The sequence below is a fragment of the Frankia sp. QA3 genome (assembly GCF_000262465.1).
Classification (GTDB): domain Bacteria; phylum Actinomycetota; class Actinomycetes; order Frankiales; family Frankiaceae; genus Frankia.
Genome location: NZ_CM001489.1, coordinates 7,125,896 through 7,150,802 on the forward strand (window position 1 = coordinate 7,125,896; position 24,907 = coordinate 7,150,802).

The following is a 24,907-nucleotide window of genomic DNA, read 5'->3' on the forward strand; positions in this document are numbered from 1 at the left end:
GGTCCGCTTCGCCTCACCAGGCAGCGCCGCGATTTCGCGTGCCCGCGTCCAAGGAGTCCACCCAGCGGTCATGGATACTCATCATCAGAACAGCCAACCCACCGCCGACGCTCAGGCCCTTGACGCCCAGGTCATCATCGTGGGCGCGGGTCCGACCGGTCTCACCCTCGCCGGCGAGCTGCGCCTGGCCGGCACGGACGTCATCGTCCTGGAACGCCTGGCCCGCCCCAGCGGCGAGTCGCGTGGCATCGGTCTCAATATCCGCACGATGGAGGTTTTCGACCAGCGCGGCCTGTTGCCACGGTTCGGCCAGATCACGACCAGTACCCAGGGCCATTTCGGCGGCATACCCCTCGATCTGGGGGTGCTGGAGAGCGCGCACGGCGCGGCCAAGACCGTGCCGCAGTCGGTCACCGAGGCGGTGCTCGAACGCTGGGCCCGGGAGCTGGGTGCGGACATCCGGCGCGGCCAGGAGCTGCTGTCGCTGACCGACCACGGCGACGTCGTCGAGGCCCGGGTGCGCCCGGGCGGCGATTCCGGCCGGGCCGAGCGGGTGCTGCGGGCCCGCTACCTGGTCGGCTGCGACGGCGGCCGGAGCACGGTCCGCGCCCAGGGCGGGTTCGACTTCCCCGGCACCGACGCGACCACCGAGCTGTTGCTGGCCGACCTGCGCGGGGTGGAGCTCAAGCCGAGGATGACCGGCGAGGTGCTGGCCGGCGGGATGGTCATGGTCGCGCCGCTGGGTGACGGCGTCTACCGGATCATCGTCGGCGAACGGGACACCCCGCCCGGGCGGCGCAGCGGTCCTCCGTCGTTCGACGAGATCGCCGACGCCTGGAAGCGGCTGACCGGCACGGACGTCTCCACCGCCGAGCCGGTGTGGGTCAGCGCGTTCACCGACGCCACCCGCCAGGCCAGCGAGTACCGCCGGGGCCGCGTGCTGCTGGCCGGGGACTCCGCCCACATCCATCTGCCGGCTGGCGGCCAGGGCATGAACACCGGCATCCAGGACGCGGTGAACCTCGGCTGGAAGCTCGCCGCCGTCCTGCGCGGCACCGCCCGCGAGGAGCTGCTCGACACCTACCACACCGAGCGGCACGAGGTCGGCCGCCGGATGCTGGCCAACACCAGGGCCCAGAGCCTGCTCATCCTCGGCGGGGCCGACGTGGCGCCCGTACGCGACGTGCTGGCCGAGCTGATCGCCAAGGCCGACGTCAGCCGCGAGCTTGCCGCCAGGGTCAACGGCCTGGACATCCGCTACGACGTCGGTTCGGGCCACCCGCTGCTGGGCACCCGGGTGCCGCACCTGGAGCTGGCCGGAGCCCGTCGCCACGATCGCCCGACCACCGTCACCGAGCTGCTGCGCACCGGCCGGGGCGTGCTGCTCGACCTCGAGGACAACGCGGTACTACGCGGCCGCGCGGTCGGCTGGATCGACCGGGTCGACGTCGTCACGGCGCGGCCGCTGGGGACGCCGCCCGGCGGTCCCGGCGCCGTGCCGGCCGGGCCACTGGCCGGCACGGCGGCGGCGCTGATCCGGCCGGACGGACACATCGCCTGGCTCGCGCCCGGCAGTCACCACGATCTGCCCACCAGCCTGGACCGCTGGTTCGGGCCCGCGCGGTGACACACGGTGACACCGAAAAGAGAGGGACTAGGACCGATGTACAGCACCTTGATCGTCGCCCGGATGGATCCTGGCGCCGCAGCCGACGTCGGTCGGATCTTCCAGGCGTTCGACGAGACGGAGATGCCGGACCTGATGGGCACGCGGCGCCGCGAGCTCTTCTCCTATCAGGGCCTGTACTTCCACCTGCAGGACTTCGACGCCGGCGACGGCCATGAGCGAATCGGCCAGAGCCGGGAGGATCCTCGCTTCATCAAGATCAGCGATGACCTGAAGCCGTTCATCGAGGCCTACGACCCGACGACCTGGCGCTCGCCGGCCGACGCGATGGCCACCCGCTTCTACCACTGGAGCGCGCGGTGAGCGCCGACGAGCGCCGCGTCGTCATCACCGGCATAGGGGTGACGGCGCCCGGCGGGGTGGGGGCCAAGAACTTCTGGACGCTGCTGACCGACGGCCGCACATCGACCCGCCGCATCTCCTTCTTCGACCCGTCACCGTTTCGCTCGCAGGTCGCGGCCGAGGTGGCCTTCGATGCCGAGGCGCACGGACTGAGCCCCCAGGAGATCCGCCGGATGGACCGGGCGGCCCAGTTCGCGGTCGTCACCGCACGCGAGGCGGTCGCCGACAGCGGCCTGGAGTTCGGCACCCGCGACCCTTACCGGACCGGGGTGACGATCGGCAGCGCCGTCGGCGCGACCATGAGCCTCGACCAGGAGTACCGCATCGTCAGCGACAGCGGCCGGCTCGAGCTGGTCGATCACACCTACGCGGTCGCGCACCTCTACGACTATCTCGTCCCCAGCTCGTTCGCGGCCGAGGTCGCCTGGGTGGTGGGCGCCGAGGGGCCGACCACGGTCGTGTCGACCGGGTGCACGTCCGGCCTGGACGCCGTCGGCTACGCGACCGAGGTGATCCGGGAGGGCCGGGCCGACGTGATGATCGCCGGTGCCACCGACGCCCCCATCTCGCCGATCACGGTGGCCTGCTTCGACGCGATCAAGGCGACGACGCCCCGCAACGACGACGCCGAACGAGCCTCGCGCCCGTTCGACGCCACGCGCAACGGTTTCGTCCTCGGCGAGGGGGCGGCCGTGTTCGTCCTGGAGGAGTACGAGGCGGCCCGCCGGCGGGGCGCGAAGCTGTACGCCGAGGTCGCGGGCTACGCCACCCGTTCCAACGCCTTCCACATGACCGGGCTGCGCCCCGACGGCCGGGAGATGGCCGAGGCGATCCAGGTGGCCCTGACGGCAGCCCGGCTCAACGGGACCGATGTCGACTACATCAACGCACACGGCTCGGGCACGAAGCAGAACGACCGCCACGAGACGGCGGCGTTCAAGCGCAGCCTCGGCGAGCACGCCTACCGTGTCCCGGTCAGCTCCATCAAGTCCATGATCGGGCACTCCCTGGGTGCGATCGGCGCGATCGAGATCGCCGCATCCGCCCTGGCCATCGCGCACAACGTCGTGCCGCCCACGGCCAACCTGCACACCCCGGACCCCGAGTGCGATCTCGACTATGTCCCGTTGACCGCCCGTGACTGGCGCACGGACACGGTGCTGTCGGTCGGCAGCGGGTTCGGCGGCTTCCAGAGCGCCGCCGTGCTGACCCGCCCGGACCGGAGCGACCGGTGACCGGCGTGACGGCAGCCCGGCCGGCGGCGTCGGCCGGGCCACGCGCGGTCATCACCGGTCTCGGGGTGGCCGCTCCGACCGGGCTCGGTCATCCCGCGTACTGGCGGGCGACCCTGGAGGGCCGCCGGGCGATCGGCCGGATCACCCGCTTCGATCCGGCGGGCTACCCGGCTCAGCTGGCCGGTGAGATCACCGACTTCGTCGCCGGGGACCACCTGTCCAGCCGGTTGCTGCCGCAGACGGACCGGATGACCCAGCTCGCTCTGGTGAGCGCCGACTGGGCGCTGGCCGACGCCGGCGTGCAGCCGGGCGATCTCCCCGAGTTCGACATGGGGGTGATCACCGCCAGTTCCTCCGGCGGGTTCGAGTTCGGTCAGAACGAACTGCGAGCGCTGTGGAGCAAGGGCGGCCGCTACGTCAGCGCCTACCAGTCCTTCGCCTGGTTCTACGCGGTCAACAGCGGCCAGATCTCCATCCGCCACGGCATGCGCGGCCCCAGCGGGGTGGTGGTCAGCGACCAGGCCGGCGGGCTGGAGGCGGTCGCCGCGGCCCGGCGCCAGATCGCCAAGGGCATCCCGCTGATCGTCTCCGGCGCCGTCGACGCGTCGATCTGTCCGTGGGGCTGGGTCGCCCAGATGGCCAGCGAGCGCCTGAGCGTCCGGGACGATCCGGATCGGGCCTACCTGCCGTTCGACCCCGACGCCAACGGCCACGTTCCCGGCGAGGGCGGGGCGATCCTGATCGTGGAGGACGCCGAGCACGCCGCCCGCCGCGGCGCCACCCGGGTCTACGGGGAGGTCGCCGGCTACGGCTCCACCTTCGACCCCCGTCCCGGCAGCGACCGGGCCCCCGGTCTGCGCAAGGCGATCGAGCTGGCGCTCGAGGACGCCGCGGTGGGGGCCGAGGAGGTCGACGTCGTGTTCGCGGACGCGGCCGGCGTGGCGGAGCTGGACCGGCTGGAGGCCGAGGCGATCACCCAGGTCTTCGGGCCGCGGGGGGTGGCGGTGACCGCCCCGAAGACGGCGACCGGGCGGCTCTATTCCGGCGGGGCTCCGCTTGATCTCGCTGCCGCCCTGCTGAGCATCCGGGACGGCATCATCCCGCCGACGGTAGGCCCGCAGGCGGCGAACGGCTACGACATCGACCTCGTCGCCACGGCGCGTCCGGCCCGGGTCGACGTGGCGCTGGTGATCGCCCGCGGCTACGGCGGCTTCAACTCGGCGATGGTCCTCCGGTCCGTCCCGACCGACCGTTCGCGTTCTTGACACCGACGGATACCGACAGAAAGGGGCCCCATGAGCGACTCGTTCACGGTTTCGGATCTCACCCGGCTGATGCGGGAGGTGGCCGGCGAGGACGAGAACGTCGACCTCGACGGCGACATCCTCGACCTGGACTTCGCCGACCTCGGCTACGACTCGCTCGCGATCCTGGAGACGAGCGGCCGCATCGCGCGGGACTACGGAATCGTCCTCGAGGACGACGCGCTCAACGACGCTCACACGCCCCGCGCGCTCGTCGGCCTGGTCAACGAGCAGTTCCACGCTGTCGGCGGGGCCGGCGTCGACCGGGCCTCGTGACGCGTTCGGTTCCCGGGCTTTCCCTCGGCGGCTTTCCCTCGGCGCGGCGGACCCGGACGCATTTTCCGGCTGTGATCAACGTTGACAACCGACCATCCACTAGCGAAAGCGAAGCGGAGCATGGCTGAACAGACGACAAGGGTAGCCCTCGTCACTGGCGCGACCAGCGGGATAGGGCTCGCGACGACCCGGCTGCTGGCCGGGAACGGGCATCAGGTCTTCATCTGCGCCCGCACCGAGGACAGCGTCGCTCGGGTGGTGAAGGAGCTGCGCAACGAGGGGCTGGATGTCGACGGCATCGCCGCGGACGTGACGGTCGCCGCCGACGTCCAGGCCGTCGTGCGGGCGGCCGTCGCCCGATACGGGCCCATCGGCGTCCTCGTCAACAACGCGGGCCGCAGCGGCGGCGGGGTCACCGCCCAGATTTCGGACGAGCTGTGGCTGGACGTCCTCAACACGAACCTGACCAGCGTGTTCCGCGTGACCCGTGAGGTCCTGACCACCGGCGGCATGAGCGGCTCCGATCGCGGCCGCATCATCAACATCGCCTCCACCGCCGGCAAGCAGGGAGTCGTGCTCGGCGCCCCGTACTCGGCCTCGAAACACGGCGTCGTGGGCTTCACCAAGGCGCTCGGAAACGAACTGGCCCCGGCCGGCATCACCGTGAACGCCGTCTGCCCGGGCTACGTCGAGACGCCGATGGCGCAGCGGGTCCGGGAGGGATACGCGAACGCTTACAGCGTCACCGAGGACGAGATTCTGCAACGTTTCACGACCAAGATACCGCTCGGTCGTTACTCGACTCCCGAGGAGGTCGCCGGGCTGGTCGGTTACCTGGTCTCCGACACGGCGGCCTCCATCACCGCTCAGGCGCTGAACGTCTGCGGCGGTCTCGGCAACTTCTGACCGCGCGGGGAGAACGGCCCAGGCGAACCCGACGGGCCCCGCACGAACCGTCCGAATCCGACAAGGAGAGCTGAGCGTGACTGGGAATACCCGCTCCGAGGTTAATATCCGTCCAGAGGTCGAGCACGAGATAACGGTGCTGGCCGGGGCGTCCGACGTCTACCGCCTGCTGGCCGACGTGGAGAACTGGCCCCGGATATTCCCGCCGTCGGTCTACGTCGAACGCGTCGAGCACAACGGTGCCGAGGAGCGGATCCAGATCTGGGCGACGGCGGCCGGCGAGCCCAAGACCTGGACCTCACGCCGGGAGCTCGACCCTGACGGGCTGCAGATCCGCTTCTGGCAGGAGGTCTCCAGCCCGCCGGTCGCGGAGATGAGCGGCACCTGGATCATCGAGCCGCGCGGCGAGCGGGAGACGCGGCTGCGGCTGCTGCACACCTACCGCGCCATCGACGACGACCCGGAGGGGCTGGCCTGGATCGAGCGCGCCGTCGACGAGAACAGCCGGGCCGAGCTGCCGTCGCTGAAGGCCAACGTCGAGCTGACCACCCAGGCCGGGCCGCTCACGCTCTCCTTCCAGGACGCGGTCACCATCAACGGGTCGGGCAAGGACGCGTACGACTTCGTCAACGACGCCCACCTGTGGGTCGAACGGCTGCCCCACGTCGCGACCGTCCAGCTCACCGAGGACACCCCGGGCCTGCAGGTGCTGCGGATGGACACCCGCACGGCCGACGGCTCCGTCCACACGACCGAGTCGGTCCGGGTCTGCCAGCCGCACCACAAGATCGCCTACAAGCAGACCACGCTGCCGGCGCTGATGACGCTGCACACCGGCTACTGGGAGTTCGACGAGAACGCCGACGGCGTGACCACCGCGACCTCCCAGCACACGGTCGTCATCAACACCGACGCCATCCCGACCGTCCTCGGGCCCGAGGCGGGCGTGGAGGACGCTCGCTCGTTCATCCGCACGGCGCTGAGCGGCAACAGCCGGGCCACGCTCGGCCACGCCAAGGCCTACGCGGAAGCGCGGCGCTGACGCGATGACCGGCCCGGCGAACGCGGACCCGTTCGAGGAGGACACGGCCGGCCCACTGGCGACGGACGTGTTCGTCGTCGGAGCCGGGCCGGTCGGGCTGCTGCTGGCCGGCGAGCTCCGCGCGGCCGGCGCACGGGTGACCGTGCTGGAACGGCTGACCGAGCCGACCACCGAGTCCCGCGCGTCGACCCTGCACGCCCGGACGATGGAGCTCCTGGCCGCGCGGGGCCTGCTGGAGCGGCTGGGGCCCCCGCCACCCGGCGGCCCGGGCCACTTCGGTGGCATTCCGCTCGACCTGACCGCCGCCGATCCCGACCACCCTTACGCCGGGCAGTGGAAGTGCCCGCAGTCCACGCTCGAGCGGGTGCTCGGGGAGTGGTCGCGCGAGCTGGGGGCGCGGCTGCTGCGCGGACACCGGGTCGTCGGGCTGGCCCAGAGGGCCGGTCACGTCGAGGTAGAGGTGGTCCGGTCCGACGGCACCCGGGTGCGGGGACGGGCGGCCTACCTGGTCGGATGCGACGGCGAGCGGAGCGCGGTTCGCGGGCTCGCCGGCTTCGCCCTGGCCGGTCAGGACGCCGGGCGGGAGATGCTGCGGGCCGACGTCGCCGGCATCGACATCCCCAACCGCCGCTTCGAGCGCCACCCAGGGGGAATGGCCACGGCCGCCCGGTGGCCGGACGGGACGACGCGGGTCATGGTCCATCTCCACGGCCAGCGGCCAGACCCGCGCTCGCGGCCTCCCGGTTTCGACGAGGTCGTCGCCGCCTGGGCCACGGTGACCGGTGAGGACATCAGCCACGGCACCCCGGTGTGGCTCAACGCCTTCGACGACACCAGCCGGCAGGTCACCCGGTACCGGCGGGGCCGGGTGCTCCTCGCCGGGGACGCCGCGCACCTGCAGATGCCGGTCGGCGGCCAGGCGCTGAACCTCGGTCTCCAGGATGCGGCCGACCTGGGAGTCAAGCTGGCCGGGCGCGTGCTGGGGCGGGCCGGCGAGGACGTCCTCGACAGCTACCACGACAGCCGCCATCCGGTAGGCGCGCGCACGCTGACCAACATCCGCGCCCAGTCGTTCCTGCTGCTCGGCGGTCCCGAGGTGGAACCGCTGCGATCGACGTTCGGCGGGCTGATCGGCAACGGGTCCGTCCGCCGCCACCTGGCCCGCATGATCAGCGGACTCGACGTTCCCGCGCCGACCGTCGCGACCGCCACGGCCGGCCCGGCCGCCGCGCCGGCGCCGGACCAGCCACACCTGACACCCGAAAGGAACATCGTGGGCAGACTGGACAACAAGACTGCGTTGGTGACCGGTTCCAGCCGGGGCATCGGGCGCGCCATCGCCGTCGGTCTCGCCGCCGAGGGAGCCCTGGTCGCGGTCCACTACGCGACCAACACCGAGGCCGCGGAGGAAACCGTCGCCCTTATCGAGAAGGACGGCGGCCGGGCTTTCCCGGTGCGGGCCGAACTCGGCGTCCCCGGGGACGTGCACCAGCTTTTCCACGGTCTGGAGCAGGGCCTGAAGGAGCGGACCGGCGAGGCCAGCCTCGACATTCTCGTGAACAACGCGGGCGCGACCACCCCCGCCGGCCTCGTTCCCGAGGACGTGACGCTGGAGGAGTTCGAGCGGCTGTTCGCCATCAACGCCCGGGCGCCGTTCTTCATCACCCAGCGTGCGCTGGGCATCATCCCGACCGGCGGTCGGATCATCAACATCTCCTCCGGCCTGACCCGGCTCGCGAACCCGGAGCAAGCCCCCTACGCCATGACGAAGGGGGCCATCGAACAGCTCTCCCTGCATCTTGCCCGGCACCTGGCACCCCGTGGGATCACCGTGAACAGCGTCGCCCCCGGAATCACCGACAACGGGGGACCGGTGTTCGACATCCCGGAGGCGGTGGAGCAGATGGCCCAGCTCTCCGCGTTCAAACGAGTCGGCAAGGCCGAGGACGTCGCCGACGTGGTCACCTTCCTCGCGACCGACGAGGCGCGCTGGATCACCGGGGCGTTCATCGACGCCACCGGCGGAACGCTGCTGGGCTAGGCCGGCGGCTGGACGCGGCCGGCTGGGACGGCCGGCACGGTGGGAAACAAAGGCGGAAAGGTATACATTTTATGTCTTCCACGGCACTCGTTGCGGATGTCGACACAGATATCGGACACGCCGTCGCCCGGCGGGTCGGACGGCTGGCGACCCTGACCGACGGCCCGACCGAAGCGTCCGTGGCCGCGAGCGGGACCGACGTCCGGGAGCTGGCGTGGTGAGCGCGCCGGCCAACGGCAGTGCCGAGGCGGCCCGCCGCGGCCTGCCGGTCGTGGACGTCCCGGTCGGTGACGCTCTCGGCCCCGACCGGGACGTGCCGAGCCTGCCGGCCCAGCCGTCCAGGCGGCCGGCCCGGGCCCACCCGACGGAGCCGGCGCGGGAGCGGGCGGCCACCCTGGCCGACCGGGCGGCCGACCTGCGGGAGCTGCACGAACGAATCCACCAGGGGCCGAGCGCACAGGCCACCGAACGTCAGCACGCCAAGGGCAAGCTGACCGCCCGCGAACGGATCGCGCTCCTGGTCGACGAAGGGAGCTTCACCGAGATCGAGGCGCTGCGGCGCCATCGCGCGACCGGGTTCGGCCTGGAGACGAGCCGTCCCCACACCGACGGCGTGATCGCCGGCTGGGGGACGGTCGAGGGCCGCCCCGTCTTCGTCTACGCGCACGACTTCCGCATCTTCGGTGGCGCGCTCGGCGAGGCGCATGCGCAGAAGATCCACAAAGTGATGGACCTCGCGCTCGGAGCCGGGGCCCCGCTGGTCTCACTCAACGACGGCGCGGGCGCGCGCATCCAGGAGGGTGTGTCCGCGCTGGCCGGCTACGGCGGGATCTTCCGCCGCAACACCCGGGCGTCCGGGGTGATACCGCAGATCAGCGTCATGCTCGGACCGTGTGCCGGGGGCGCGGCCTACTCCCCGGCGATCACGGACTTCGTGTTCGCCGTGCGGGGCGTCTCCCAGATGTTCATCACGGGGCCGGACGTGATCCGGTCGGTGACCGGCGAGCAGGTCACGCTGGACGGGCTCGGTGGCGCGGACGTCCACGGCGGGACCTCCGGCGTGGCCCATTTCGTCCACGACGACGAGGCCGGCTGCCTGGCCGAGGTCCGACTGCTGCTGTCGATGCTGCCGTCGAACAACCGCGAGATACCGCCGCGCGAGCGCGGCGCCGACCCGCCCGACCGGTCGAGCGAGCGCCTGCTGGAGCTGGTCCCGCTCGACCCGCAGCGGTCCTACGACGTCCGCGACGTCATCGAGGAGATCGTCGATGACGGCGACTACCTGGAGGTGCACGCGGACTGGGCCCCCAACATCGTCTGCGCCCTGGCCCGGCTCGACGGCCACGTCGTGGGCATCGTCGCCAACCAGCCGGCCGCCCTGGCCGGGGTGCTCGACATCCGGGCCAGCGAGAAGGGGGCGCGCTTCGTCCAGTTCTGCGACGCCTTCAGCATCCCGTTGCTGAGCCTGGTCGACGTGCCCGGGTTCCTGCCCGGGGTCCGCCAGGAGCACGACGGCATCATCCGGCACGGCGCCAAGCTGCTCTACGCCTACTGCAACGCCACCGTCCCCCGGGTCTCGCTGGTGCTGCGCAAGGCCTACGGCGGCGCCTACATCGTCATGGACTCCCGCTCGATCGGTGCCGACATCGCGCTGGCCTGGCCGTCCAACGAGATCGCGGTGATGGGCGCCGAGGCGGCGGCCAACGTGGTGTTCCGGCGCGAGATCGCCGCGGCGGCGGTGCCGGCGCAGATGCGCGAGGAGAAAATCGCGGAATACCGCCGCGAGCTGGTCCATCCCTACTACGCGGCCGAACGTGGGCTGATCGACGACGTCATCGACCCGGCTCAGACGCGGTCGGTGCTGATCCGCTCGTTCGCGATGCTGCATCGCAAGGACGCGGATCTTCCGCGCCGCAAGCACGGCAACCCGCCGCAATGACGGCGGGCCGCGCGGACGGCGGGCCGCCGGTCATCCAGGTGGTGCGTGGCCGTCCCGACGCGCTGGAGGTGGCGGCGCTGGTCACGGTGCTCGCCGCCGTGGCGCAGCGTCGTCGGCCGCCCGGCCTGGCCCCCGCAACGACCGGATGGCACAGGCCTGAGCGGTCACCGGGTTTCCACGGCCCGCGGACCTGGCGGAACCCCACCGACTGACCGGCCCGGTCCCCGGTTTCCGGTTCCGGTTTCCGGATCTCCGGTTGTTCCGCCGATCGCGCGGCCGCGACGCGTCACCGCGACAGGAATGAGAATTGGGGTAGAAGATGAAGGTTGGACTGTTGTTCGACGCGCGCAACCCCGACGGGTGGCGCCGCCCGTGGGCGCGGCACTACGCGCGGATCCTGGAGCTGTGCGAGGAGTCCGACCTGCGCGGCGCCGACGGGGTGTGGTTCACCGAACATCACCTGTTCGCCGACGGCTATCTTCCGCAGCCCCTGACACTCGCGGCGGCCGCGGCGGCCCGGACCCGTCGGGTCCGGGTCGGCACCGCCATCCTGCAGCCCGCCCTCCGCCTGCCGGCCCAGTTGGCCGAGGAGGCGGCGCTGGTCGATCTGATCAGCGGTGGCCGGCTCGAGCTCGGCCTGGGCGCCGGCTACCGGCTACCGGAGTATGCCCTGTTCGGCGCGGACCTCAACCGCCGGTTTCGACAGACCGAGGCAAACATTCGGGAGGTCCGCCGGCTCTGGTCGGACGGCGGCATCACGCCGGGGCCGATCCAGGACCCGGTGCCGCTCTGGGGTGGCTTCTACGGGCCGCGCGGGGCGCGTCTGGCCGGCCAGCTTGGCATCGGGCTCCTGCACATCTCCCGGCCCATGTTCGAGCATTACCGCCAGGGGCTGGCCGAGGGGGGACACGCACCGCAGACCGCCCGGGTCGGCGACCTGTTGCCCATCATTCTCGCCGACGACCCGGAGGCAGCCTGGCCGCGGGTGGCGCCCTATCTCGCCCATCAGATGAACAGCTACCGGCAGGCGGCGGTGGAAGGCACCGACGTCCCGCCTCCGCCGCTCATCCGGTCCGACGAACTGCGCAACCGGGATCCGGACGGGCCCTGGGGAATGCTCGACATCCTGACGCCCGAGGACGCGGCCAAACGCATCATCGAGATAACCCAGGGGCTGCCGGTCACCCAGCTCATCTTCTGGGCGAGCGTGGCCGGTATGCCCGACGACCTCGTCGTGCGGAACATCGAGCTCGTCAGCGAGGCCCTGCCGCCGCTGCTGCAGGCCGCCCACCCCGCCCACCCCGCCCACGGCCGGGAGCGGGAGGCCGGCCCGCCGCTGGCGGCCGAGGGCGGTGGCCGGGGATGACGGCGCTGGCCGCGACCTCGGGGCCGGTCCTGTCCCCGGCGCGGCGCCAGGACCGGCCGGGGTGGGCGCTCCTGCTCACCCTGTCCGGAAACATGATCCTCGACGCGATCGAGGTCTCGGTCGTCCTGATCGCGCTGCCGACGATCGGCCACGGCCTCGGACTGTCGCTGATGGGTGTGCAGTGGCTCATGGCCGGGTTCGCGCTCGGGTTCGCGGCCCTCCTGCCGGTGGGGCCGATGATCGCCGCCCGCTGGGGACGGCGCCGTATCTATCTCGTCGCGATGGCGGTCTTCGCCGCGGCGTCCGTCGTCGGCGGGCTCACCGACAGCGTGGCGCTCCTGATCGCCAGCCGGGTGGTCAAGGGCGCCTGCGCGGCGGTCACGGCACCCGCCGGCCTGGCCATCATCACGACCACCTTCACCGACCCGGGCCAGCAGCGCCGGGCGATCTCAGTCTATTCCCTGTGCGGAGCGGCCGGGTTCACCGCCGGCCTGCTGCTGTCCGGAGCGCTGCTGACGGCGGACTGGCACTGGACGTTCCTCTTCCCAGCCCCGCTGAGCGTGGCCCTGCTGGTGTTCGGCCTGGCGGTGCTCCCGGCCGACTCGCCCGGCTCCGGCGGCCCGATCGCTTCGGCCGGCCAGGCCCGGCCGAGCGGCGCGGCCGGGTCACGCCGCGCCCTGTCGTTGCTCCGCGACGGGTCGTTGCGACGGGCCACGCTCGGCGCCGCGAGCCTGAACGGGACGTACATCAGCCTGCTGCTGCTGATCGTCTTTCAGCTCGACCGGTGGTCGCCGTGGCGGACGGCGCTCGCCCTGCTGCCGGCCTGCCTGCCGCTGGCCGTCACCGCTCCCTTCGCCGGACGGATGATCGCCCGGTTCCCGACGACGCGGCTGATTGCGGCGGGCGCGCTGACGTCACTGCTCGGCTACCTGCTGTATCTCTCCCGTCCGGACCACTCCGCGTACCTCACCGCGATACTGCCGACGCTGGTGCTGGTCGAGATTGGCTTCGTCCTGTCGTTCACGGCCTTGAACGCGCAGGCCACGGCGGCAATCCCGGTCCCCGACCGCGGGCGCGCCGTACCGCTGTACCAGACCGGCGTGCAACTCGGCGCGGCCACGATGCTCCCGCTGGTGGCGCTGCTGCTCGGCCTGGGCCACGGCCAGCGGCCGGCACTGGCGCTGATCTGCACGATCGGGGGCCTCGGTCTGTTGGCCGCCCTGACCGGCCTGCGCGAGCCCGGGGCCCGGCGGCCCGCCGGGGACCCGGGGGACCCGGGGGACCCGGGGGACCCGGGGGACGTCGAGGGCGCCGTCGACACGCCGAGCCGGACCACCTCCTCGACGCACCCGACATCACCCCGTCGATGACGTTCCGCCCGGGGCCGTCGTCCCGGGGCCGTCGTCCCGGGGCCGTCGTCATCGCCATGTTCGACGTCGACGGCCCGGAGCACCAGGCGATAATCGTCGACTCCATCCTCGACGCGGTCGCGCGGACCCCGGGGAACAAGCACGCGGGAATGTCGACACAACCCGGAGGGCGGGAAGCAGCTCCGCGTCGACCACGAGGCCCGCTGCGGCCTCCCGGTTTCAGCTTGGCCTGACACTCGCTTGTAAGGACCTTAAGATATCCGTGAGAGGTCTGCCGATCTGGATCTGGTTCTAGGACTTCGTCCCCTTGATACCGGGACGCCCACCGAAGAAAATGGATTTCAGGTTCCGGTACTTTGTCACCGCATCTCCTCGGCCCCGCAGCCGCTTCTTCTCTGGTCAGGAAGGCCAGGTGGCGGACATCGCCCTTCAACCGGGCCGGCGTCGTCACCTTCCTGTCCACCGACGAGGCCCGGTTGATCACCGGCGCCTTCATCGAGGCCACCGGCGGCACTCTGCCCGGCCGGCCCACCCGATCCGTCCAGTCCACCCGATCCGTCCAGTCCAGCGTGAGAGGGAACCAATGTCCTCCGCCGCCACGCGCGTCGCCGTCGTCACCGGAGCCAACAAGGGGATAGGTTTCGAAATCGCCCGCCAACTCGGCCGGCGGGGCCTGCTGGTCTACCTCGGAGCCCGCAACGAGGAGCGAGGCCGAGCCGCCGAGAACGCGTTGCGGGCCGACGGCCTCGACGTGCGTTTCCTGCACCTGGACGTCACCGACGAGACGTCGGTGACGCTCGCGGCCAAGCGGTTGGCCGACGACGTGGGCCGGCTGCACGTGCTCGTCAACAACGCCGGCATCGGCGGACCGATGCTGCCTCCCAGCCAGACCTCGGCCGAACACGTGCGGCGGGTCTACGAGACCAATGTGTTCGGGGTCATCACGGTGACGAACGCGCTGCTGCCGCTGCTGCGCCGGGCCGGGTCGGCCCGGATCGTGAACATCAGCAGCGCGGTCGGCTCGCTGTCGGCGGCGGCGGCGAACGTCGACCCGACCGGGGTCCACCCGCCCGGCGAGTTCCCGGTCATGCTCTCGTACAGCACGTCCAAGGCCGCGCTCAACGCGGTCACCCTGACCTACGCCAACGATCTTCGTGGTACCGGCATCCTGGTCAATGCGGCCTCGCCGGGCTTCGTGGCCACCGACATCAACGGGCACCACGGTCTGCTCACCACCGAGCAGGGCGCGCACATCCCGGTGCTGCTGGCCACTCTCGACGACGACGGGCCGACCGGAATTTTTCTAGGCGAGGACGGCACGCCCGCAGGGCAGCTGCTGGCGTGGTGAACGGCGCTCCGGCCGGCCACCGAGCCGCTGTCCATGCGCCGGGGCGCCCGCGACTGATCCCTGTTGTTCGTCACGACAAGGAGGCATTTCGACATGTCAGTTCAGGCACCCGAGTCGGCCGTGCACCCCGGCTCCATCATGGGGGTCATGGCCGGATACTGGCAGACCAGGATTCTGCTGGCCGCAGTGGAGCACGACGTCTTCACCCGCCTGTCCGGCCGGACGGCGACGTCGGCCGAACTCGCCGACGACCTCGGTCTGGTTCCGGTCGGCACCCGTGATCTGCTCGTCGGGCTCAGCCACCTCGGTTTCCTGGACACGGCCGACGGCGGTTTCCGGAACTCCGCGGTCGCGGAGCGCTTCCTGGTCCAGGGGCGGCCCGAATACCTCGGCGGCTACCTGCGCTTCTGCCAGCTGGAGCTGAACCCCGCCTGGGACGGGCTGGCGACCGCGCTGCGCACCGGGAAGCCGCAGAACCCGGCCGCCGTGGGCGGTAATCCATACGACACCCTCTACCAGGACAGCGTCGCGACCGACGGCTTCCTCGACAGCATGGACCTGCTCGCCACGCCGGTCGGGCTGGCGCTCAGCCGGATCGACTGGAGCCGCTACTCGTCGTTCGTCGACGTCGGCGGCGCGCGCGGCCATTTCGCCTACCAGGTGGTCTCCCAGAACCCGCATCTGCGTGGCGCGGTCTTCGACCTGCCGCCGCTGGAGCCGACCTTCCGCCGGTACGTGGACACGCTCGGTGGCCCGGCATCGTCGATCGACTTTCACGGTGGCGACTTCTTCACCGACGAACTGCCCGAGGCCGACGTCCTTGTGCTCGGGCACGTCCTGCACAACTGGGGGGTCGAGGACCGCCTGCGCCTGCTGAAGAAGGTCTACGACGCGGTCCGGCCGGGCGGCGCGGTGTTCGTCTACGACCCGATGGCCGGCAGCGACAAGCCGCCGCTGAACGCGGTGCTGGCCGGCCTGGCCATGCTCGTCTGGTCCCGGGGCGGTCACGAGTACTCCGTCACCGAACTGCACGGGTGGCTGAAGGAGGCCGGTTTCCGGCCGGAGACCGCCGAGGTCGCCGACCTCCAGGACGACGTCCTGGTCATCGGCTACAAGGATCGCTGAAGACCGCGCAGGACCCCCGAGGAGCCGAGGCTCTCGGACCAAGGGCATCAGACCGCACTCGGGCGGGCCGGACTCCGATCGGCCGTGGCCGACGTCGGTTTCTTTCCGCATCCCACATTTCTGAGAGGCATCCATGGGCAGGCTGCAGGACAAGACGGCGCTGGTCACCGGGGCCAGCCGGGGTATCGGGCGTGGTATCGCGCTGCGCCTGGCCAACGACGGCGCCGTGGTCGCCGTCAACTACTCCACCAACGAGGGCGCGGCCAAGGAGACGGTGGCGCTGATCGAGGAGGCCGGTGGCCGCGCCTTCGCGGTGCGGGCGCAGTTGGGAACGCCGGGCACGGTGGAGCAGCTGCTGGCCGAGGTCGAGGCAGCCCTGGTCGAGCACACGGGCTCCGCTGTCCTGGACATTCTGGTGAACAACGCGGCCGCCACGGGCTTCTCCGGCGTGGAGCCGGACGCGGTGACTGAGGAGATCCTCGACTACTGCTACACCCTCAACGCCAAGGTCCCGTTCCTTCTCATCCAGAAGGCTCTGCGGCTGATCCCGGACGGCGGACGGGTCATCAACATCTCGTCGGGCGTCACGCATGCCGCCTTCCCGCCACAGATCGCCTACGCGATGGGCAAGGGTGCGTTGGAGCAGATCACGCTGCACCTGGCCCCGGTGCTGGCGCCCCGGCAGATCACCATCAACACCGTCGCTCCGGGTGTCACGGACAACGGCGACCCGGTGTTCGCCGACCCCGAGGCGGTCAAGCAGATGGCCGCGCAGTCCGCGTTCAACCGGGTCGGCGACGTCTCCGAGGTGGCCGACATCGTCGCCTTCGTCGCGTCCGGTGACGCGCGCTGGATGACCGGCGCGTTCGTCGACGCGACCGGCGGCACCCTACTCGGCTGAGGAGACAGACATGGGCAACACGACAGTGTCGGCGGTGGGCTTCGCCCGCGCCAAGCCGGAGAAGGCCGACGAACTCGGCGCCCTGCTCGTCAGCTTCGCCGAGTGGTCGCGCGGCGAGGCGGGCTGCGTGCTCAGCTTGATCCACCGCGACCTGGCCGAGGAGAACCTCTTCGTTTTCTACGAGACGTGGGCGTCGGAGGAAGACCTGGCCCGGCACCTGGCCCTGCCGTACATGAAGGAGTTTCTCGCCAGCCGGATGGACTACCTGCGGGAAGACCTCCAGGTACACCAGCTGAGCCTGGCCGGCCCGCCGCCCGGTCCGGTGCCGAGCCCGGTGCCCGAGCCCGCGGCCGACCCGGCGGAGATGAACCAGAGGTACCTCGACGCCTACAACGCCCGCGACATCGACGCGCTCATGGCGGTCTACGCGCCGGGCGCCCTCGCCGTCTGGCAACCCGGTCAGGCGGTCAGCGCGACCGAGCACCGGGACACGGTCGTCGAGTTCCTCAAGAGGCAACCGAAGCTTTCTGCAGAAGTGCGCGAGAGCTACGTCGTGGGCGACACGGCCGCGCTCATCGTCGACTGGAGCCTCGAGGTGCCCGATGCCCCGGAGATGACCGGCACCGGGCGAGGACTGGACGTCCTGAAGAAGAACGCCGAGGGGCAGTGGCGCTACATCATCAGCAACCCGTTCGGGAGTCTGTGACATGAAGATCGAAGGCAGTGTCGCGGTCGTCACCGGGGCGGCCAGCGGTATCGGCAGGGCGCTGGCCGAGCGGCTTCGCGAGGCGGGAGCCCGTGGGGTCGTGGTCTCGGACCTGGACGGAGACGGGGCGGAGGAGGTCGCGGCCTCGCTCGGCGACGGCGCCATAGCGGTGCGCACCGACGTGGCGGATGAGGCTTCCATCCAGGAACTGGTCGCTCGTACCCGGGACCGGTTCGGCGCGATCGATCTGTTCGCCTCCAACGCGGGCCTCACCATGGCCGGCGGATTCGAAGTCTCGGACGCGGACTGGCGGCGCGCGATCGACGTCAACCTGATGGCGCACGTGTACGCCGCGCGTGCCGTTCTCCCGGCGATGCTCGAAGCGGGCCGCGGGCACCTGCTGCAGACGATCGCGGCCTGCGGTGTGCTCACCGCGTTCGGCGCGGCGCCCTACACCGTCGCCAAGCAGGGCGCCGTCGCGTTCGCCGAGTACCTGGCGATCGAGTACGGCGGCCGGGGCATCGGCGTCTCCTGCCTGCTCCCGCAGGCGGTCAACACGCCGATGCTGGCCGCCGGCGTCAGTGACCACCAGGCGCTCGCCGTCCTGAAGGCCAACTCGCAGGTCCTGGAACCGGAGGAGGTCGCGGCGGCGGCGCTGGCGGGTGTCGAGGCGAACCAGCTCCACATCTTCACCCACGCCGGCTCGGCGGACTCGTTCCGCCTGCGGGCCTCCGACGCCGACGCATGGGCGGCCGAGATGCGCGCGATGCTGGCCGGCCGCGGCTGACAGCCCGGCCAGCCAGTTGCTTGAGGAGCTCACCTGGTGGGTCACCGCCCTCAAGGACGCCCGCGCGCGGCGTTCTCCGTACTCCCCCTGACGCGCGCGACCCCGGCCCCCACGGCGGCCGAGCCGACGTTCTTCCCGACAACTTACGGAGACCGCATGAGTTCGATCAGGGTGGAGGACGGCTACCTCGCGCTGTTCAACATCTTCCACACCGATGGGGCGCAGGGGCAGGATCGGTTGATCGACACGTGGCGAAGCCTGCCGCCGGCGCACACCCAGCCGGGCCTCGTCGCGGGCAACTTCCACCGCGGCGTCGACGGCCGGTCCGTGGTCAACTACGCCCAGTGGGAGAGCCAGGAGGCCTACGACGCCTTCATCGTTGAGAGGGGGACCCAGGGCCGGCTGAATGAGGCCCTCACCTTCTCCCGGCTGGACAGCATCGCGTCCGAGGTGGTCCACACCTGGGATCCGGCTCCCCAGCTGTCGCTTGCGCAGCCCTGGTTCACGGTGGTGCTGGTCATCAAGGTGGCCCCCGAGAACCAGGCCGAGGTGCTCAAGAATTTGACGGACAACGACTCGCGTTTGGGTGACACGCCCGGGCACGTCTCCCACGCCGTGCACCGGGGACTGTCCGGTGAGCACGTGATCGAGTACGGTCAGTGGACGGACGAGGCGAACTTCCGCGCCTTCCTGAGCAAGCAGTCGCAGCCGTCGCCGCTGGACGACCTGGTCACTTTCGAGATCTATCTCAGCCGGCTCGAGTACATCCGGGGCCGGTCGTGAGCAGCGGCGGGAGCTGGCCGGACTCCGCGGCGATCCGGGCCGCGGCCGAGGTGGCCGGCCGGACCGCCGCTGAAGCGGACGCTTCGGGGCGGGTCAGTGTCGAGACCGTCGAGGCGTTGGCGGCGGCGGGGTTTCCCGGCTGCTTCGTGCCGGAGCGTTGGGGCGGTGCCGGCGCCACCTGCGAGACGGTGTTGAGGGCGGTGGCGGAGGTCGGCACCGGGTGCGCGTCCGCCGCCTGGATCGCCTCGCTACTGGCCTACAACGGGCGGTTCGGGGCCTACCTGCCGGGCGACGGGCAGGAGGAGGTGTGGGCCAAGGGCCCGCACACGCGGCTGGTGAGTTCGATGGTGGCGTCCGGGGTCGAGGCGAGGCCGGTCCCCGGCGGGTGGGCTGTGTCCGGTTCCTGGCTTTACGTCAGCGGCGTCGAGTTCGCCGACTGGGCGCTCATCAGCTCGGCCCTGCCCCGGGAGGGTGATCGGGCGGTGCGGGTGTTCGCCCTCCCGCGTGAGGTGTTCAGCTACAAGAGCACCTGGGCCACGGTCGGCATGCACGCCACCGGCAGCCACACTCTCACCGCGAACGAGGCGTTCGTGCCGGAATACCGGTCGTTCGTCTGGGACGACATGAGACAGGGCATCCTGGCCGGTCCCGCGACCAGATCGCAGGCCGCGCCGTTGTTCTCGGTGAACGGCCTGACCTTCGCGGCGCCGATCCTGGGCGCGGCCCGCGGCGCCCTGGAACTGGCCGGGCAGCATCTCGCCGTCCCGGCCGGCGGCCCCCGCGCCGCGGCCAGGGAGTCGAACCTGTTCTCCTTCGCCCGGGCGGCGGCCGAGATCGACGCGGCGGAGCTGCTGCTGTCGCGGGTCGCCGACACCGCCGATCAGGGCCGGCGCGACAACGGCCTGGCCGAACGTAGCCACCGCGACGCCACCGTCGCGGTGGAGATCCTCGTCGGGGCGGTGGACCGGTTGTTTCGCGTGACCGGGACCCGGGGCCAGGCCAGCTCCCACCGGATGCAGCGGATCTGGCGCGACGTCCACGCGGCCGCCTCGCATGCCGCGCTGCAGTTCGAGCCGGCGGCCCTCGGCTACACCCGGCGGCTGCTGTCCGCCTGATCCTCCGGAGTGGGACCCGGGCCGGGCGCGTCCGCGGATGGTGCCGGCCCGGGGATCTGTCGACGATCTCGTAGTCACGTAGCGTCGTCGGCGAGATCCTGAGCAGTGGTAAAGCCGGCCTTCGCGTCCCCCACCTGGACTGCTGGTGGATCAACCCAGCCGTGCGGGTCGACTTCGGGCGCCGCGTCCTTGATCCCACCGCGCGGCGTGGCCTTCCGCCGGATCAGCGCCGTCATCTGGTGGCCGCGCTGATCAGCGACCTGACCCCGGCCCGGCCCGGCTGGGCCGGGCCGGGTGGGTTGGTCAGGAGGGGCTGAACTGGGCGGCGAAGCGGCCGGTGAAGATGTCGGCGCCCTTGTATTCGGCGACTGTTGCCGCTGGGGCGAGGACCGGGCCGTCGGGTGAGGGTAGCTGGCCGACGCCGCCGCGGGGGCCGAGGGGGAGCAGGATCATCGGGAACGGCAGCGGCTGGTAGGTGGCGGTGGGCTGCTCGCCACGCAGTTGGGCGAGGATGTTCTGGGCCACGATCTCGGCGTGCTGCAGGGCGTAGCCGGCCATCTTGGCTTCGGCGATGTCCGTGATGTCGCCGACCGCGTAGACGTTCTGGTGTCCGCGGACGTTGAGGGTCTCGGTGACGGGGACCTGTCCGCGTGGGGTGAGGGGTGTGAGCCGGCCGTCGGTGAGATAGTCGTTGGCGATCTTGACTCCGTAGGCCTGGAACCAGATGTCGGCGGTGATCTCGTCGCCGGTGGTGGTGGTGACGGTGAAGGGCTTCGCCGTGCCGGGTTCGGTCGAAGGGGGTGCGGTCAGGCTTGTGTCGAGGCGCAGCGTGATGCCGAGCTCGTTGAGCTGCCGGTAGAGGTCCTCGCGGACTTCGGGCTGAAAGCCGGTCAGAAGCTCGGTGATCGGGTCGATGATGGTGACCTGCTTCTCGGGCCAGACGTCCTTGATTTCGCCGGCCAGTTCCAGGCCGACCGGGCCGGCGCCGAGGATCAGGACCCGGGTGGAGTCGGCTACCTCCTTGTGTGTCCGGCGGAGGTCGTCCAGGGCTTCGTTGGTGGCGTGGGCGTCGGGCTTCGACGGGTACGGGTAGTCGGAGCCGGTGGCCAGCACCAGGTAGTCCGCCTCGACGCGCTGGCCTGAGGCGAGGGTGACACCGCCGGGGTCGACCGAGACCGCGCGGTCGCGGATCGCGGTGCCCCGGGTGAGCCACGTCGCGAACGGGAAGAAGATGTTGGGTGCCCAGTCGGGCTTCACCAGGCCCCGCAGCGACGCCGCCGAGTTGACGAACGCGTCACGAGGATCGATGAGGACGACGTCGGCTTCGGCGTCCAGCGCCTTCGCAGTCGCCGCACCCCCGTATCCTCCACCGATGACCGCGACCGTACGACTCATGGTCTCACACTCCCATAGACGAAAAGCTGAGTTCGTGCTACGAACTTGATCGACACCTGCAATGCGTGCCTGCAGATGCTCGTGGCCTGAACGATAGCAGTTCGTGTCACGAACTGCTATGCCGGGGCGCGGCCGAGCTTGGCATCGTGTCGTGGCCCGATAATTTCCACTCGGATCGCGGGGCCGTCCGATCGTTGGCCGGACCGGCCGAACCGGTACCCGCGGTACGGCGGGAAGTCGGGCCGGCAGCCGGTGCGCGGCCCGCGGTGGCCCCTACCGCCTGCGGGCGGTGGGGACGCTCTGGTCCGGCTCCATGAAGACCACGGGGACCTTGTTGTCCAGCACGACGCGGCCGAGCAGGGCGGCAAGCGTGTCGCGGTCGGCCGCGCTCAGCCCCGCCGGCAGCTTCTCGAGCCGCCGGCAGGTCTCGGTGTAGAAAGCCTCCGCGACCCGGCTGCCCCGCGGGGTGAGCGCGACCTGGACCGCCCGCGAGTCCGATCGATCCGGCACGCGCCGGACCAGGCCGTTGCGCTCGGTGCGGTCCACCAGGCCGGTGAGGCTCGATTTGGCCAGTCCGAGCATCGTGCTCAGTTCACCCATGCCGTACGGTTGCGCCATCAGTACGCAAAGCAGTTGCCCCTGCTGGGGGGTGAGCCCGTGCTCGCGGCCAGCCTCGGCATACACGGCGTTCACCAGGAACGAGGACCGCACCAGGGCGGCCACCACGCCGATCTGGCCGTCGCTCCGTTCGTCCACCCTCCGATAATAACACTCGAGCAATACAGTTCGTCGGCGGAAATGTCTGCGCTTGTGCTTGGAATGTCGCCTGGAGATCCCGATCGTCGCTCGAGTAGGGGTGACACCGGCAGAGTGCGGCGGCCACGGTCGTCGGGAGCGCGGGGCCTCGTTCAAGGTTGCATAGCGCATGGTCACGACCGCCGTAGGTGAGAGGGCGAGAGGGTGTGGGTGCGGTCGTAGCTACCGCTGGTGGCGGTATCGCGCCTCCATCACCCGGGTGGCGCACCGCTGCGGCCACCATGGACTTCCGCGGGAAATAACCCGGGTTTTTCGCCGGCCGATTCGGAAACCAGTCACCCGGCCGCACCTCGTCATCAACATCGACTCCGGCGGTCCGCCGAACGTCTGGAGGCACCCGGTCGGCGTCCTCCTTCCACTGTCGGTGATCATGGTGATGACCGGCGTGGCGGCCACCGTCGAGTTCCGCTACGGCACGATCCGAACGACCTTCGAGGTGGTGCCCGACCGTCTTTCCGCGCCGCCGGCGAAGATCGCCCTCGTCGCCTGTCCGCTCGCCGGCGAACTCGTCCTCTCGTTCGCGCGGACGGTGGTGGGGCCAACCCGGCGCGGGGTGGTGGGGCCAACCCGGCGCGGGGTGGTGGGGCCAACCCGGCGCGGGGTGGTGGGGCCAACCCGGCGCGGGGTGGTGGGGCCAACCCGGCGCGGGGTGGTGGGGCCAACCCGGCGCGGTCAGCCTGGTGATCTCGTCTCGGCGGCCGCCGACGCCGACGGGCCCAGCGTGACGCGTTCGGAACCGGACGACGGAACCCCTGTCGCCCGCAGGCACTGAGACTGTGCTGCCGCGTTCCGGTCGGACCGGGCTTGCGGTTCGTAGGGCGCGCAGTTATAGTTCGTGGTACGAACTTAAAGCTTCGTTGCGGGAGCGTGAGATCTTGGGTCGTACGGTCGCGGTCACCGGCGGTGGTTATGGGGGTGCGGCGGTCGCCTCGGTGCTGGAGGTCGAGGCCGACGGCGTCCTCGTCGGTCCCCGGACGCGTTCGTCACCAGCGACCACCGTGCCGACGACCGGCTTCCGACCCGCACACCGCAGGGCCGGGCCCCCCTCACCGAGACCCGCAACGTCCACGGGTACGACCATGCCCACGCGGTCGGAGACATCACCGATGTCACCCAGGCCACGATAGCCGGGTACGCGATGCACCCGGCAAGCTCACCGGCGGACCGCGTACACAGGGCCAAACGTGCCGTTCAGTCCATTGCTGATGCTGGATCCCACGGGCCACACGTCGGGCGTACCGCCGCGTCCTGGCCTGGCCTGGCTGTCGAGTACCGAGCTCGCGCGAACATGTCTCCCCAGCATGTGGTGGCTGCAGACGACCGCGTCCACCCATGAACACACGCACGAACAAAGGAATGAATTGATCATGGAGTACGTGCGTCTTGGCCCCTCGGAGTTGAAGGTCAGCCGCATCGCGCTCGGCTGCATGAGCTTCGGGGACAGCTCGCGGGGGTTCACCGGTTGGACCCTCGACGACGCCGGCGCGGAGCCGATCTTCCGGCGGGCGATCGAGCTCGGCATCACCTTCTGGGACACCGCCAACGCCTACGGCTACGGCACGTCCGAGGAGATCGTCGGACGAGCGATCAAGAAGTACACGCGGCGGGAAGACGTCGTCCTGGCAACGAAGGTGTACTTCCCGATGCACGACGGCCCCGGCGGGTCGGGGCTGTCGCGTAGGGCGATCCTGGAGCAGGTCGACGCGTCACTCACCCGCCTGGGTACCGACTACATCGATCTTTACCAGATCCACCGCTTCGACCCCGACACGCCGGTCGAGGAGACCATGGAGGCGTTGCACGACGTGGTCAAGGCTGGCAAGGCCCGCTACCTCGGTGCCTCGTCGATGTGGGCTTGGCAGTTCTCCAAGATGCAGTACATCGCGGAGTTGCACGGATGGACCCCCTTCATCTCGATGCAGAACCAGTACAGCCTCATGCAACGCGAGGAGGAGCGCGAGATGTTCGGCCTTCTCGCCGACCAGGGCGTGGCCAGCATCCCGTGGTGCCCACTCGCCAAGGGACGGCTCGCGCGGCCCTTCGGAGAACAGACCAAGCGCTTCGACACCGACCCCATCGGCCGTCGGGCCTTCGGTAAGGGCGATCAGCCGATCATCGAGGCCGTGCAGAAAGTCGCCGAGGGCCGTGCCATCCCCATGGCGCAGGTCGCGCTTGCGTGGGTGCTGGCAAACCCGGTGGTCGCCGCCCCGATAGTGGGCGTCACCAACTCCCGCCACCTCGCCGACACCGCCGCGGCGTTGGACGTACGCCTCACCGGCGACGAGATCCGCATGCTCACCGAGCCCTACACGCTGCGCCAGCCGACCGGATTCTGACCCCCGGAGGAAAGTGCCGAGGAAACGGTGTACGGCACGACGCCGGCCAGCAGCGGCCGGCGTCGGCCCAGTGCGTCCGCTCGCCGG

Annotated in this window: 24 protein-coding genes; 21 read left to right on the top strand and 3 right to left on the bottom strand. The window is 70.9% G+C overall.

What is annotated here, in order from left to right; all coding sequences use genetic code 11:
• The first annotated feature begins 70 nt into the window (after positions 1 to 70).
• From FRAQA3DRAFT_RS29100 to FRAQA3DRAFT_RS29190, 19 genes are all read left to right on the top strand, one after another.
• Positions 71 to 1,627 carry an FAD-dependent monooxygenase gene (locus FRAQA3DRAFT_RS29100; RefSeq protein ID WP_009742642.1) on the top strand — a complete coding sequence of 519 codons (1,557 nt, stop codon included), beginning with the start codon at positions 71 to 73 and terminating at the stop codon, positions 1,625 to 1,627.
• Positions 1,628 to 1,663: 36 nt separating this feature from the next.
• Complete coding sequence (locus FRAQA3DRAFT_RS29105; RefSeq protein ID WP_009742643.1) at positions 1,664 to 1,990, top strand: TcmI family type II polyketide cyclase; 327 nt, start codon at positions 1,664 to 1,666, stop codon at positions 1,988 to 1,990.
• A complete protein-coding gene (locus tag FRAQA3DRAFT_RS29110; RefSeq protein ID WP_009742644.1) occupies positions 1,987 to 3,264 on the top strand; it encodes a beta-ketoacyl synthase in 1,278 nt (425 codons plus the stop codon). Before FRAQA3DRAFT_RS29105 ends, FRAQA3DRAFT_RS29110 begins: the two co-directional genes overlap by 4 nt.
• Positions 3,261 to 4,529: a ketosynthase chain-length factor gene (locus tag FRAQA3DRAFT_RS29115; RefSeq protein ID WP_009742645.1), complete on the top strand. Its 1,269-nt coding sequence runs from the start codon at positions 3,261 to 3,263 to the stop codon at positions 4,527 to 4,529. The genes FRAQA3DRAFT_RS29110 and FRAQA3DRAFT_RS29115 overlap by 4 nt, the downstream gene beginning before the upstream one ends.
• 30 nt (positions 4,530 to 4,559) lie before the next feature.
• Positions 4,560 to 4,844, top strand: a complete 285-nt coding sequence (locus tag FRAQA3DRAFT_RS29120) for an acyl carrier protein (RefSeq protein ID WP_009742646.1) — start codon at positions 4,560 to 4,562, stop codon at positions 4,842 to 4,844.
• Positions 4,845 to 4,964: 120 nt separating this feature from the next.
• Positions 4,965 to 5,750: a 3-oxoacyl-ACP reductase FabG gene (gene fabG / locus FRAQA3DRAFT_RS29125; protein WP_009742647.1), complete on the top strand. Its 786-nt coding sequence runs from the start codon at positions 4,965 to 4,967 to the stop codon at positions 5,748 to 5,750.
• A 76-nt stretch (positions 5,751 to 5,826) separates the two neighbouring features.
• Positions 5,827 to 6,792 (top strand): aromatase/cyclase, encoded by a 966-nt coding sequence (locus FRAQA3DRAFT_RS29130; protein ID WP_009742648.1) that lies wholly within the window; start codon positions 5,827 to 5,829, stop codon positions 6,790 to 6,792.
• Positions 6,793 to 6,796: 4 nt separating this feature from the next.
• Positions 6,797 to 8,833 carry an SDR family oxidoreductase gene (locus FRAQA3DRAFT_RS29135; protein WP_009742649.1) on the top strand — a complete coding sequence of 679 codons (2,037 nt, stop codon included), beginning with the start codon at positions 6,797 to 6,799 and terminating at the stop codon, positions 8,831 to 8,833.
• 394 nt (positions 8,834 to 9,227) lie between these two features.
• Entirely contained in the window at positions 9,228 to 10,772 is a 1,545-nt protein-coding gene (locus FRAQA3DRAFT_RS29140; protein WP_035923749.1) for an acyl-CoA carboxylase subunit beta, read from the top strand.
• Positions 10,769 to 10,984: an acyl-CoA carboxylase subunit epsilon gene (locus tag FRAQA3DRAFT_RS29145; protein WP_009742652.1), complete on the top strand. Its 216-nt coding sequence runs from the start codon at positions 10,769 to 10,771 to the stop codon at positions 10,982 to 10,984. Before FRAQA3DRAFT_RS29140 ends, FRAQA3DRAFT_RS29145 begins: the two co-directional genes overlap by 4 nt.
• Before the next feature lie 107 nt (positions 10,985 to 11,091).
• Positions 11,092 to 12,138: an LLM class flavin-dependent oxidoreductase gene (locus FRAQA3DRAFT_RS29150; RefSeq protein WP_009742653.1), complete on the top strand. Its 1,047-nt coding sequence runs from the start codon at positions 11,092 to 11,094 to the stop codon at positions 12,136 to 12,138.
• Positions 12,135 to 13,508 (top strand): MFS transporter, encoded by a 1,374-nt coding sequence (locus FRAQA3DRAFT_RS29155; protein WP_009742654.1) that lies wholly within the window; start codon positions 12,135 to 12,137, stop codon positions 13,506 to 13,508. The genes FRAQA3DRAFT_RS29150 and FRAQA3DRAFT_RS29155 overlap by 4 nt, the downstream gene beginning before the upstream one ends.
• Before the next feature lie 583 nt (positions 13,509 to 14,091).
• On the top strand, positions 14,092 to 14,856 hold the full coding sequence (locus FRAQA3DRAFT_RS29160) for an SDR family oxidoreductase (protein WP_009742656.1): 765 nt from the start codon (positions 14,092 to 14,094) through the stop codon (positions 14,854 to 14,856).
• Positions 14,857 to 14,949: 93 nt separating this feature from the next.
• On the top strand, positions 14,950 to 15,981 hold the full coding sequence (locus FRAQA3DRAFT_RS29165) for a methyltransferase (RefSeq protein ID WP_009742657.1): 1,032 nt from the start codon (positions 14,950 to 14,952) through the stop codon (positions 15,979 to 15,981).
• A 133-nt stretch (positions 15,982 to 16,114) separates the two neighbouring features.
• Entirely contained in the window at positions 16,115 to 16,882 is a 768-nt protein-coding gene (locus tag FRAQA3DRAFT_RS29170) for an SDR family oxidoreductase (RefSeq protein ID WP_009742658.1), read from the top strand.
• A 10-nt stretch (positions 16,883 to 16,892) separates the two neighbouring features.
• Complete coding sequence (locus tag FRAQA3DRAFT_RS29175; protein ID WP_009742659.1) at positions 16,893 to 17,588, top strand: antibiotic biosynthesis monooxygenase; 696 nt, start codon at positions 16,893 to 16,895, stop codon at positions 17,586 to 17,588.
• A gap of 1 nt (position 17,589) precedes the next feature.
• A complete protein-coding gene (locus tag FRAQA3DRAFT_RS29180) occupies positions 17,590 to 18,375 on the top strand; it encodes an SDR family oxidoreductase (protein ID WP_009742660.1) in 786 nt (261 codons plus the stop codon).
• Positions 18,376 to 18,531: 156 nt separating this feature from the next.
• Positions 18,532 to 19,158: an antibiotic biosynthesis monooxygenase gene (locus FRAQA3DRAFT_RS29185; protein WP_157467745.1), complete on the top strand. Its 627-nt coding sequence runs from the start codon at positions 18,532 to 18,534 to the stop codon at positions 19,156 to 19,158.
• Positions 19,155 to 20,273 carry an acyl-CoA dehydrogenase family protein gene (locus FRAQA3DRAFT_RS29190; protein ID WP_009742662.1) on the top strand — a complete coding sequence of 373 codons (1,119 nt, stop codon included), beginning with the start codon at positions 19,155 to 19,157 and terminating at the stop codon, positions 20,271 to 20,273. The genes FRAQA3DRAFT_RS29185 and FRAQA3DRAFT_RS29190 overlap by 4 nt, the downstream gene beginning before the upstream one ends.
• Before the next feature lie 74 nt (positions 20,274 to 20,347).
• On the opposite strand, the gene FRAQA3DRAFT_RS35540 is transcribed toward FRAQA3DRAFT_RS29190, so the two are convergent.
• From FRAQA3DRAFT_RS35540 to FRAQA3DRAFT_RS29200, 3 genes are all read right to left on the bottom strand, one after another.
• The gene (locus tag FRAQA3DRAFT_RS35540; protein WP_157467747.1) at positions 20,348 to 20,509 is read right to left on the bottom strand and encodes a hypothetical protein; all 162 of its coding nucleotides are present in this window, start codon (positions 20,507 to 20,509) and stop codon (positions 20,348 to 20,350) included.
• A gap of 67 nt (positions 20,510 to 20,576) precedes the next feature.
• Positions 20,577 to 21,668, bottom strand: coding sequence for an NAD(P)/FAD-dependent oxidoreductase (locus FRAQA3DRAFT_RS29195; protein ID WP_009738931.1), 1,092 nt, complete (start codon positions 21,666 to 21,668; stop codon positions 20,577 to 20,579).
• 273 nt (positions 21,669 to 21,941) lie between these two features.
• Positions 21,942 to 22,424, bottom strand: coding sequence for a MarR family winged helix-turn-helix transcriptional regulator (locus FRAQA3DRAFT_RS29200; protein WP_009742663.1), 483 nt, complete (start codon positions 22,422 to 22,424; stop codon positions 21,942 to 21,944).
• 436 nt (positions 22,425 to 22,860) lie between these two features.
• Between FRAQA3DRAFT_RS29200 and FRAQA3DRAFT_RS29205 the strand changes: the two genes are divergently transcribed.
• Positions 22,861 to 23,256, top strand: a complete 396-nt coding sequence (locus tag FRAQA3DRAFT_RS29205; RefSeq protein WP_157467749.1) for a hypothetical protein — start codon at positions 22,861 to 22,863, stop codon at positions 23,254 to 23,256.
• A 595-nt stretch (positions 23,257 to 23,851) separates the two neighbouring features.
• Positions 23,852 to 24,820: an aldo/keto reductase gene (locus tag FRAQA3DRAFT_RS29210; RefSeq protein ID WP_009742665.1), complete on the top strand. Its 969-nt coding sequence runs from the start codon at positions 23,852 to 23,854 to the stop codon at positions 24,818 to 24,820.
• Positions 24,821 to 24,907: the final 87 nt, after the last annotated feature.

Excerpts from the sequence above, each read along its gene's own strand:
- FRAQA3DRAFT_RS29185 (WP_157467745.1), top strand. The coding sequence starts at position 18,532 with ATGAGTTCGATCAGGGTGGAGGACGGCTACCTCGCGCTGTTCAACATC.
- FRAQA3DRAFT_RS29145 (WP_009742652.1), top strand. The coding sequence starts at position 10,769 with ATGACGGCGGGCCGCGCGGACGGCGGGCCGCCGGTCATCCAGGTGGTG.
- FRAQA3DRAFT_RS29120 (WP_009742646.1), top strand. The coding sequence starts at position 4,560 with ATGAGCGACTCGTTCACGGTTTCGGATCTCACCCGGCTGATGCGGGAG.
- FRAQA3DRAFT_RS29160 (WP_009742656.1), top strand. The coding sequence starts at position 14,092 with ATGTCCTCCGCCGCCACGCGCGTCGCCGTCGTCACCGGAGCCAACAAG.
- FRAQA3DRAFT_RS29175 (WP_009742659.1), top strand. The coding sequence starts at position 16,893 with ATGGGCAACACGACAGTGTCGGCGGTGGGCTTCGCCCGCGCCAAGCCG.
- FRAQA3DRAFT_RS29210 (WP_009742665.1), top strand. The coding sequence starts at position 23,852 with ATGGAGTACGTGCGTCTTGGCCCCTCGGAGTTGAAGGTCAGCCGCATC.
- FRAQA3DRAFT_RS29135 (WP_009742649.1), top strand. The coding sequence starts at position 6,797 with ATGACCGGCCCGGCGAACGCGGACCCGTTCGAGGAGGACACGGCCGGC.
- FRAQA3DRAFT_RS29100 (WP_009742642.1), top strand. The coding sequence starts at position 71 with ATGGATACTCATCATCAGAACAGCCAACCCACCGCCGACGCTCAGGCC.
- FRAQA3DRAFT_RS29170 (WP_009742658.1), top strand. The coding sequence starts at position 16,115 with ATGGGCAGGCTGCAGGACAAGACGGCGCTGGTCACCGGGGCCAGCCGG.
- fabG (WP_009742647.1), top strand. The coding sequence starts at position 4,965 with ATGGCTGAACAGACGACAAGGGTAGCCCTCGTCACTGGCGCGACCAGC.
- FRAQA3DRAFT_RS35540 (WP_157467747.1), bottom strand. The coding sequence starts at position 20,509 with ATGACGGCGCTGATCCGGCGGAAGGCCACGCCGCGCGGTGGGATCAAG.
- FRAQA3DRAFT_RS29150 (WP_009742653.1), top strand. The coding sequence starts at position 11,092 with ATGAAGGTTGGACTGTTGTTCGACGCGCGCAACCCCGACGGGTGGCGC.
- FRAQA3DRAFT_RS29180 (WP_009742660.1), top strand. The coding sequence starts at position 17,590 with ATGAAGATCGAAGGCAGTGTCGCGGTCGTCACCGGGGCGGCCAGCGGT.
- FRAQA3DRAFT_RS29195 (WP_009738931.1), bottom strand. The coding sequence starts at position 21,668 with ATGAGTCGTACGGTCGCGGTCATCGGTGGAGGATACGGGGGTGCGGCG.
- FRAQA3DRAFT_RS29205 (WP_157467749.1), top strand. The coding sequence starts at position 22,861 with ATGACCGGCGTGGCGGCCACCGTCGAGTTCCGCTACGGCACGATCCGA.
- FRAQA3DRAFT_RS29165 (WP_009742657.1), top strand. The coding sequence starts at position 14,950 with ATGTCAGTTCAGGCACCCGAGTCGGCCGTGCACCCCGGCTCCATCATG.
- FRAQA3DRAFT_RS29105 (WP_009742643.1), top strand. The coding sequence starts at position 1,664 with ATGTACAGCACCTTGATCGTCGCCCGGATGGATCCTGGCGCCGCAGCC.
- FRAQA3DRAFT_RS29155 (WP_009742654.1), top strand. The coding sequence starts at position 12,135 with ATGACGGCGCTGGCCGCGACCTCGGGGCCGGTCCTGTCCCCGGCGCGG.